The following is an 8,613-nucleotide window of genomic DNA, read 5'->3' as shown; positions in this document are numbered from 1 at the left end:
GTGTGGGGTGTGGGGTGTGGGGAGCTTTTTCAGTAAACAGTAAACTCAAAACTCACATCTGATAACTGATAACTGATAACTGATAACTGATTATTGATAACTCTCAATTACTTGACGAAAATCGCTTTTTTGTTTGACTCCGCGCATTTCCTTGACTAATTCCCGGTCCTTAAAGAATTGTACCGTGGGAGTCCCGGTTACTTGACCCATTTTGGCAATTTCCGGGTCAGCTTCGATGTCAATTTCCACAAAATAAATTTTGCCATCGTACTCATCGACCACTTTATCTAAAATCGGTTTCAGGGTTTTACAGGGGCCACAGGTGGGAGAAACATATTTTACCATTAACAAGCGATCGCCATCATGGAATAATTTCCGCAAAGCATAACCCCCAACGTGACGGGTTTTGTTAATATCAAAAGTCTCCTCCGTATCGGCCGGGGTTTCGCTAACGGTTTTCGTCTCGTAATGTTCAGAAGTGGCTGATTGACGGTATTCTTGGATTAAATTATGCTCCGATAACCATCTTTCTGCCAATAACGCCGCCATACAACCCGTACCTGCGGCAGTGATTGCCTGACGGTATTCGTGGTCCTGCACGTCTCCTGCGGCAAAAACCCCCTCGACGCTGGTAGCAACGGTCCCCGGTTTGACTTTCACATAACCCACCTCGTCTAATTCTAATTGTCCTTGGAATAGGGAAGTATTGGGAGTGTGACCGATGGCATAAAATAACCCTCTAACGGCTAATTCGCTAATTTCTCCCGTTTGCGAGTTTTTAATGCGTAGTCCTGCCATTTTACTGCCTGTACCGAACACATCCACCGCTTGGGTGTGAAAATGAACGGTAACTTTCGGATTATTTAACACCCGGTCCTGCATTGCTTTCGAGGCACGCATCGCTTCCCCGCGTATCAATAAATGGACGTGAGAGCCGTATTTAGTTAAATATACGGCTTCTTCGGCTGCGGAGTCACCGCCACCAATGACAGCGAGGTTTTCCTCTCTAAATATCGGTGTAGCACCGTCACAGATAGCACAAGCGGAAATGCCGTTACTCCAGAATTGGGCCTCGCTGGGTAATCCTAAGCGTTTGGCAGTGGCTCCCGTGGCGATAATAATACTATTGGCCTTAACTTCCCGGTCCGTGGAACGAATGGTAAAAGGACGCTGACTTAAATCCACCGAGATAACATCTTCGGTATAGCATTGGGTCCCCCATCTTTCGGCCTGTTCCTTCATTCTTTCCATCAGCTTCGGACCGGTGATTCCTTCGGGAAAACCGGGGAAATTTTCTACTTCTGTGGTAGTCATCAGTTGTCCCCCCGGAATGCCTCCCGCTTGGAAACCCTCAAACATCAAGGGTTTTAAGTTCGCACGCGCCGCATAAATTGCCGCCGTATATCCTGCAGGTCCCGAACCAATAATGACTAAATTCTCGACAGTCATAACCGTAAATGCAACTCATAACGACTACGCTTTTTATTATAACAGAATCAGTTACCGGTTATCTGTGTCATATGCGTCCTAACCTACCAAGAAGTAGATTTCTGCCTAAAAATCCAGAATATCTCGGATAATAGCTTTTAAATCGGCATCAGCAGGACGTTTGACAAACTGCTCATGGCTGTAAATCCAAACCAGTTTAATTGTGTAGGTAGTCGCGCTCACCAAATACATTAATCTAATTTGCCCCGCAGCACCCTTTGAAATCCGGATATCGAGCTTGTGAAAAGTCCAGCCTTCCGGCAACTGAATTTTCCCCGGTAGAGGTTCCTGGCGGGAGTTATGGGGATATTGGTCGTCGATTAAATCCTCTAAAGTTTTGGTAATAAGTTCAACAAAGCTATTTTTGTGAACTTTTGCCAGTTTTTTGAAAGAGCGCTCGAAGTTGTCAGAAGATTCAATCGAGAAGGGAATTGAGCCAGTCATGCACTTCTCCTTTCCCAATAGGATGAGAAGATTCCGTCGCCAATGCTTCCTTCAAAACTTCAGACATGGCTGCTTTGTAGGCCGGATGTTCCTGTTCTATCAAATCAAGCTTTTGATAACCTAATGCTTTCATATCATCAAGGAGAATTGGCTCTGTGGAACTTTCTTCTGGTGGCAGACCTTTACGAGCCTTTTTCCAGGGAAATTCCGCGTGAGTCATATCACTCAACCGATAGGCGTGGTAGTTACCGAAATATTGCCAAATTTCTTCTAAAAGTTCTTTTTTCTCCGATGGCAGCCCAGATAAGGATTCTTGGCGAGGAATTGGTAATTGTTTAGCCTCAAAATCACTGTAGAACTTATAGGCAGCAGGACAAACCGGACCGTAACGCCATGCTTGAATTTCCTCCTTAAACAATGGTTCATCGTATAGGGCCAAATGCAAGCTCTGTGCATAATATAAAAGCTTTTGGACTTTCATATTAGTCATTTCAGCGTCTATACCATCCTCGTAAGCTCTGATAATAAAGTAGCGAGCCACAGTCAGGCAGTCAATCATAGCTCCACAAAATTTTTGGAATATCGACCTATGACCATTGTAAAAGAAATTGACAGTTAGTACAAGTGTATAAAGAAAGCTTAACAATGCTCATGGGGTAATGGGGGAAGTTTTAATATTCCTCGTTACTGACTCTACCAGTGGGTAAAGTCTGCCGCAAATTGAGATAGGGATAACAGCTTAATACGGGTATCTTGGGCGACTTTTTGGCGCATTTGGGCGGTATTATATCCCCAATCGGCTAAATATAAGCCCACATCGTTTAAATCTGCTTGTTGCTCCACTAATTCCAACGCATCGAGACGATCCTCGACAAACCACAAATTAGCGGGAGATTCTGGTAAATCAGCTAGTATTTGCTGAATAGTGACGTATTTTGGTTGTTTGATTTCCTTGCCAATTAATCTCGCTTCTGGAAAATTAATTGCTACTTTTTGTAACAATTGCTTGACAAAACGACTTTCTTTGGTAGTGATGATATAAACCAAAAAATCCGAGTCTAAAAGAGAGGCCAGGCGATCGATCGCGGGTTGATAAAATTGATGTAAAGTTAACCAAGACTCTAGATCCGACTCAATCCATCGATCCCGAAGACTATCGAGAGCATTTGAGAGAACTTTTTTCGCTATTTTCTCCCTTTCTAGTAGATTTTGCCGAATTGATGGCCAATTATTTAAAGCTTCCCCGTCGGGAATATCGAGAACGAGCGATCGCAACAGTAAAGGCATTTCCCAACCGGTTTCGATAACGGGACGAAGTTGCGAAAACCTCGGGAAAAAATCCTCGGGAATTATTTCCGGCCAAAGGGTTTCATAGGTGCGTTTGCTAATCTGAAAATACTCGATCATGCCATCACAAAGAACACCATCAAAATCGAGTGCTAGAATGCGCGGGGATTGATTCATAAATTCTTGTTTAATCTCAACAATGGCAGTATAGCGCATCAAAAATTAAAGAATTGTCCAGTACATTACGCTATCGTTGATACATCAAAGTGTCAGGCTAGAATATGTGGGGATTGATTCATAAATGCTTGTTTATATCTCAACAATGGCAGGTGGGTTAGCAATGCCTAACCCAACCGAAGATGAAGGGTTTTCGGCCGAACCGAAGCGGTGGGTAGTGCAAAGAACCTAAGCATAGCTAGAAAATGCCAAAAGCTTAACACGAGATTATGAGCAGTTATCAGAGAACCAAGAAAGTCTGGTTTACATTGCCATGATCTAATTAATGCAACAGGAGATTCTGACAGGGGGACAAGCCCTCTCAAAGTATTATCCACAAAGGTTTTGAGGCTCCTCAGTTACAAATAGATACATCGCTCTCAGCTAAAAAGCCAACGAGAGAATCAGGGATTTGGGCGAGCTTACTAGAAATCTTTATCAACAACTGGGGGTGAGGTGCATCGAACTTTTTTGATCGAACACCCCAAAAAGCTTGTGATGTAAGGAGTTCAGCCAGCTTGTCCCCCTGTCAGCAGGAGATTAGAAGGTAATTGTAGAGTGTGGAAGCAAAAAGATTCTTAACTTTGATTTACAAACATTCTATTACTCGAAAGCTGTATGGCAAATGCTATAATGACTTATATAGAGTTTCTGTTAACTCAAGATCAAGTCGTATATGAAAATAATATGCGTCCTTTAGATTTAGCTGAGTTAGTTTCCCTTAGTTTGTCTGTTGCTGGTTTATTGGCAGCAACCTTCACGCAGCAAGTTATTTACGCAGCAGTTCCACTGGCTCTAAACTTGCCTCTTAGTTGGAGCATTCGTCGCAGATTAGAGCAAGCAGTCAGCCATAACACCTCGATTGCTCAGTTTCCACCAGATTCTCATCAAAATTTCCAAGATAAATTTGATGTATTGAATGCTCAATTAAATAATAAAGTAGAAATAGACGAGTTTTTGAAATTGAATCAAAGAGAGATAGAGTTAACTCAGAGTTTTAAGAACTGTAATCAGAAATTGTTAGAACTTCAACAATTATTATTTAAAGAACTAGGTACTAGAGATAATCAACTAAATAATAAAGTAGAAATAGACGAGTTTTTGAAATTGAATCAAAGAGAGATAGAGTTAACTCAGAGTTTTAAGAACTGTAATCAGAAATTGTTAGAACTTCAACAATTATTATTTAAAGAACTAGACAATAGAGATAATCAACGAGTTGAAGAAATAGAAAAAATCCAGGAAGATTTGAAAAGATTAAAAGAGGCATTTGATAAATCTCAAAGTTTTGTGTGGCCGACTACAACCGTCAAACCTAGTTTGCATAAATTACCAACTGACAATTTTAAATATGAGGAGGGTTTGCTTCGCAAGTATGGCTATAAAGTTGGTATTCATGGCAATAGTCAAAGTGAAAGATTAAAAGTTCTCGATTTCATTTTTCTGCATCAGATAGATGGAATTCAGGATAGTGAATATTTAATTAAATGGGGTCAACCTAACACGGCTAAAAGATTGCAAAAGTTAGCAGAATCTATTGCTGCATTTACCCGTAATGCAAAGCGTGATAAAAGCAAGGATTACCGTAAAGCTATTCAGGATTGGGAAGCTGATTTAGCCTATTTGAAGAAAACTTATTATGATAATCGGTTTTCTAGGGAATTTGGTTGGCCTCGCACTTAATCTTTTAAAACTTCTGTAACTTCACAAGTTTCACTTTGATAGATGAGTTAACATTTTCTAGTTTTAACTTTTTCCTTTTTCCTTTTTCCTTTTTCCTTTTTAACTTAGTCTTATGGTTTCGCAACTAGATAAAACTAACGTCATTGAAATTATCTACCCCGATAGCGATAGTCAACCCATGGCCGATAATACCCTACAATTTCGTTGGATCACGACAATTAAAACTAATTTAGACTGGCTATTTCGCCAGCAGTCTGATGTCTTTGTTGCGGGGGATTTACTTTGGTATCCCGTGGAAAATGATAATAAACTGCGTCAAGCGCTGGATATCATGGTGGTTTTTGGGAGACCAAAAGGGGAAAGAGGTTCCTATCGACAATGGCTAGAAAATAACATTAGTCCCCAGGTAGTTTTTGAAATCCTCTCTCCGGGTAACACCCTCACGGAAATGGCCAAAAAACAGCTATTTTATGACCGTTATGGGGTCGAGGAGTATTATCTTTATGATCCCCATAAAAACGATGCCAGTGGTTGGATAAGAGGGGAAAATCAGCTAGAAATTCTTGACAACCTTGATAATTGGGTTAGTCCCCGTTTAGGCATTCGTTTTCAGTTGGGGGAACCAGAAATGTTGCTTTTTTATCCCGATGGACAAGCTTTCACCAGCTATAACGAGGAAAAACAACGAGCGGAAAGATTAGCCAATAAACTGCGGGAATTGGGCATTAATCCCGACCAAATCTGAGAGGATGTTTCTTGGCTACTATTAAAAACGGATTTGCTCTGAGAGTGCCTATTGACTAGAGGTAATACCGCGCTGACGTAATTGGTCGATAAAAAATTCTTCTAGGGAAGCACGAGCTAAATTAAGACTGATCAAGCGAACATCCATACTAGACAGGGCAGCCAGAAAAGCATCGGGTTCTCCCTGTAGTTGTCCGTGCCAACAATTATCGCGCCAATGCAAACCGAGGAGCCATTGCTGTAGTTGCTCCTCCCCACCACCTTGAACAATCACCTGATAGACATCAGCACGACCGAGAATTTGGTCGAGGGAACCGACACAGAGTAATTCTCCCCGGGCCAACAGGGCAATGCGATCGCAAATTTGTTCCACATCGGAGAGAATATGAGAGTTAAAAAAGATGGTTTTCCCCTGTTGTTTGAGGGATTGAATAATTTCTCGCACCTGATAGCGACCGATAGGGTCCAGTCCCGACATCGGTTCATCGAAAAAGACTAATTCGGGATCATTGATTAATGCTTGAGCTATACCGATCCGTTGCATCATACCCTTAGAATATTGACGCAATTGTTTTTTCTGGGCAGTTTTGCGGTCTAATCCCACTAAATCCAATAATTCAGGAATGCGTTTTTTCTGCACAGAAGAGAGAATTTGAAAAATGCCGCCGATTAATTGCAGGAATTCCCAGCCGGTGAGATAGTCGTAGTAGTAGGCATTTTCAGGAAGATAGCCGATGCGTTGCCTGACCGAGCGATCGCCAATTGGTTGACCGAGAATCAAGGCCCGTCCGGAAGTGGGTCGAACAATCCCCAAAAGGGTTTTTAAGAGCGTGGTTTTGCCGGCACCGTTCGGGCCTAATAATCCAAAGGTTTCGCCCTCATGGACAATTAAAGTACAGTTTTTCAAGGATTCGATTTTCTTATTTAACCAGAATCCCGTCCGATAAGTTTTTTGTAAGTTTAACGTCTCTAGCACAGTTTGACGGCTGGTATTCGTCATTGTTTTGGAATCATCTCTCCGACACTTTGCCTTTATTATCCCCAAATTGTCAGCAGTAATGTCAACGGTATCAAAATAGCCCAGTTTTGGAACCCAGAAAAATTCCAACTGGTGTTGAGAAGCGGTATCAGTGCAGTTCCGGGCTATTGCCAGCTTTCTTCTCTGGCATTGCCGAAAATTAGCCGCTAAAATCTGTTAGAAAGGTAACGTTGACACTTGAGCGGCAACTGGTACAATAGGGCGAACGCTTATGGAAACCAGACTCTTACACAAACACAGCATGAAACAACTCCTCAATTGCCTTAATTCACTGACAGTGGCCAGTGTAGCCACTATCGCCTTGGCTTACCCCAGCATCGCTCAAGTTAATCTGTCTGTTTATCCCGCTCCTTCCTCGTCGAACGAATCCATCGAATTATACGTTCCCCCGCCAGAAAACAATAACACCAATAATAATACCTGTACTCAATTGATTGGGGCAAATATCGATAAAATTATCAGTCAAGCTCCCAATCAGTGGGGTATATTAATCGAATCTATCGATCGCCAAACGGTTATTTATAGTCATAACGCCGATCGTTATTTTATCCCTGCTTCTAATACAAAGTTATTTACCACGGCTGCCGCTCTACAAGCGATGAACCCGGAAACGACAATTCAAAAAAAATCCCTGCGCGATTGGGTGAATATCACTAATCAGAGAAGTAATAATTTCTACGCTGACACTCTTTTTCGCTTTATCGGCGGTTCTAAAAGTGTTACTGCCATCTTGGCACAATTAGGCATCAATCCCAGTGGTTTTCGTTTAGCCGATGGTTCGGGATTATCCCGCCGTAATACCGCTACTCCCCGCTCGATCGTGGAAATTTTGCGGGTGATGTATTATTCTCCTAATCGCGACACTTTCCATGCTTCCTTACCGGTAGCGGGCATTAGTGGCACCCTGAGAAACCGAATGCGTCAGACGGCCGCTACTGGCACAGTTTACGCTAAAACTGGCACTCTTACCGGTGTGCGGGCCCTATCGGGTTATCTAGAAAACCCCCACCAAGAACCGATGTTATTTAGCATTATCGTTAATAATCAACGGGTTTCCGGACAGGCTCTGGTGAAAGCGATCGATACTATTGTTCTACAGATGACCGCATCTCGTTCCTGTCAACCTCAGTAGAGCGCTGGTAAAAATCGCCCTGTCTCCCAACTCCTAACTCCTTAATTCTGCCTGATGCAAGAGGTCTAATCCGGGGGCGATTCTCGCGAGTCAATCCGATTTTTTTTGCGGAACTGATGGCCAAATTCCCTTAACCCGATATGGGGTTAATAATAGCCATAATCTGCTTCAGTTTGGGTTTGGGTTTGGGGGGAGAGATATTCAAAATTAGAAGGATCTCGCAGAAAACGAAATATTTCTTCTTCGAGACGATGAATTAGATAGGGTTCTATGGAACTAGAATCGCGTAAACAGGCTAAATAGCCTTCAACGTATAGTCGGATCTCATCAAAACGCGAGCCACGGTGCCAAAGATCCACCATGTCATCGGTTAGTCTTTGATAGTAGCGAATGGATTGGGTATCTTGGAGCATGGGCAGTAGAACAAAAAAGAGAGAGTGGGGGTAAGTGTTTATGGATAATCGTAGGGAGAATTGCTATTCTCGGTCTCCGATACCTCTATTGTACTCACCAAATCGCCAAAACACAGACGAGGGTATTTTCAGTGATCAGTAAAGGGTGTGGGGTGTGGGGTGTGGGG

At 42.5% G+C, this 8,613-nt stretch carries 9 protein-coding genes; 3 read left to right on the top strand and 6 right to left on the bottom strand.

What is annotated here, in order from left to right; all coding sequences use genetic code 11:
* Positions 1-90: 90 nt before the first annotated feature.
* The 4 genes from trxB to IQ224_RS19100 all read right to left on the bottom strand — a co-directional run bounded on the left by trxB (position 91) and on the right by IQ224_RS19100 (position 3,396).
* Positions 91-1,449 carry a thioredoxin-disulfide reductase gene (gene trxB / locus IQ224_RS19115; protein ID WP_002744908.1) on the bottom strand — a complete coding sequence of 453 codons (1,359 nt, stop codon included), beginning with the start codon at positions 1,447-1,449 and terminating at the stop codon, positions 91-93.
* Between the two features lie 105 nt (positions 1,450-1,554).
* The gene (locus IQ224_RS19110; RefSeq protein WP_002744909.1) at positions 1,555-1,932 is read right to left on the bottom strand and encodes a hypothetical protein; all 378 of its coding nucleotides are present in this window, start codon (positions 1,930-1,932) and stop codon (positions 1,555-1,557) included.
* Positions 1,904-2,491: a Panacea domain-containing protein gene (locus IQ224_RS19105; RefSeq protein WP_002744910.1), complete on the bottom strand. Its 588-nt coding sequence runs from the start codon at positions 2,489-2,491 to the stop codon at positions 1,904-1,906. Before IQ224_RS19105 ends, IQ224_RS19110 begins: the two co-directional genes overlap by 29 nt.
* Before the next feature lie 134 nt (positions 2,492-2,625).
* Positions 2,626-3,396, bottom strand: a complete 771-nt coding sequence (locus IQ224_RS19100) for an HAD family hydrolase (protein ID WP_002744911.1) — start codon at positions 3,394-3,396, stop codon at positions 2,626-2,628.
* A 657-nt stretch (positions 3,397-4,053) separates the two neighbouring features.
* Here IQ224_RS19100 and IQ224_RS19095 point away from each other — a divergent pair.
* Both IQ224_RS19095 and IQ224_RS19090 read left to right on the top strand, forming a co-directional pair.
* On the top strand, positions 4,054-5,118 hold the full coding sequence (locus IQ224_RS19095; protein ID WP_153044882.1) for a hypothetical protein: 1,065 nt from the start codon (positions 4,054-4,056) through the stop codon (positions 5,116-5,118).
* A 112-nt stretch (positions 5,119-5,230) separates the two neighbouring features.
* Entirely contained in the window at positions 5,231-5,863 is a 633-nt protein-coding gene (locus IQ224_RS19090; RefSeq protein ID WP_002744919.1) for a Uma2 family endonuclease, read from the top strand.
* Between the two features lie 48 nt (positions 5,864-5,911).
* On the opposite strand, the gene IQ224_RS19085 is transcribed toward IQ224_RS19090, so the two are convergent.
* The gene (locus IQ224_RS19085; protein ID WP_036401337.1) at positions 5,912-6,862 is read right to left on the bottom strand and encodes an ABC transporter ATP-binding protein; all 951 of its coding nucleotides are present in this window, start codon (positions 6,860-6,862) and stop codon (positions 5,912-5,914) included.
* Between the two features lie 280 nt (positions 6,863-7,142).
* On the opposite strand from IQ224_RS19085, the gene dacB reads away from it, so the two are divergent.
* Positions 7,143-8,033 (top strand): D-alanyl-D-alanine carboxypeptidase/D-alanyl-D-alanine-endopeptidase, encoded by an 891-nt coding sequence (gene dacB, locus IQ224_RS19080; RefSeq protein WP_002744924.1) that lies wholly within the window; start codon positions 7,143-7,145, stop codon positions 8,031-8,033.
* 146 nt (positions 8,034-8,179) lie between these two features.
* Here the strand turns inward: dacB and IQ224_RS19075 are convergent, their stop codons facing one another.
* Positions 8,180-8,446, bottom strand: coding sequence for a DUF6761 family protein (locus IQ224_RS19075; protein WP_002739044.1), 267 nt, complete (start codon positions 8,444-8,446; stop codon positions 8,180-8,182).
* Positions 8,447-8,613: the final 167 nt, after the last annotated feature.

This window comes from Microcystis sp. LEGE 00066, assembly GCF_015207925.1.
In the GTDB taxonomy this organism is placed as follows: domain Bacteria; phylum Cyanobacteriota; class Cyanobacteriia; order Cyanobacteriales; family Microcystaceae; genus Microcystis; species Microcystis ichthyoblabe_A.
This window is presented reverse-complemented; position numbering and strand designations above follow the sequence as displayed.

Excerpts from the sequence above, each read along its gene's own strand:
- IQ224_RS19110 (WP_002744909.1), bottom strand. The coding sequence starts at position 1,932 with ATGACTGGCTCAATTCCCTTCTCGATTGAATCTTCTGACAACTTCGAG.
- IQ224_RS19090 (WP_002744919.1), top strand. The coding sequence starts at position 5,231 with ATGGTTTCGCAACTAGATAAAACTAACGTCATTGAAATTATCTACCCC.
- IQ224_RS19085 (WP_036401337.1), bottom strand. The coding sequence starts at position 6,862 with ATGACGAATACCAGCCGTCAAACTGTGCTAGAGACGTTAAACTTACAA.
- IQ224_RS19095 (WP_153044882.1), top strand. The coding sequence starts at position 4,054 with ATGGCAAATGCTATAATGACTTATATAGAGTTTCTGTTAACTCAAGAT.
- dacB (WP_002744924.1), top strand. The coding sequence starts at position 7,143 with ATGAAACAACTCCTCAATTGCCTTAATTCACTGACAGTGGCCAGTGTA.
- IQ224_RS19075 (WP_002739044.1), bottom strand. The coding sequence starts at position 8,446 with ATGCTCCAAGATACCCAATCCATTCGCTACTATCAAAGACTAACCGAT.
- IQ224_RS19105 (WP_002744910.1), bottom strand. The coding sequence starts at position 2,491 with ATGATTGACTGCCTGACTGTGGCTCGCTACTTTATTATCAGAGCTTAC.
- IQ224_RS19100 (WP_002744911.1), bottom strand. The coding sequence starts at position 3,396 with ATGAATCAATCCCCGCGCATTCTAGCACTCGATTTTGATGGTGTTCTT.
- trxB (WP_002744908.1), bottom strand. The coding sequence starts at position 1,449 with ATGACTGTCGAGAATTTAGTCATTATTGGTTCGGGACCTGCAGGATAT.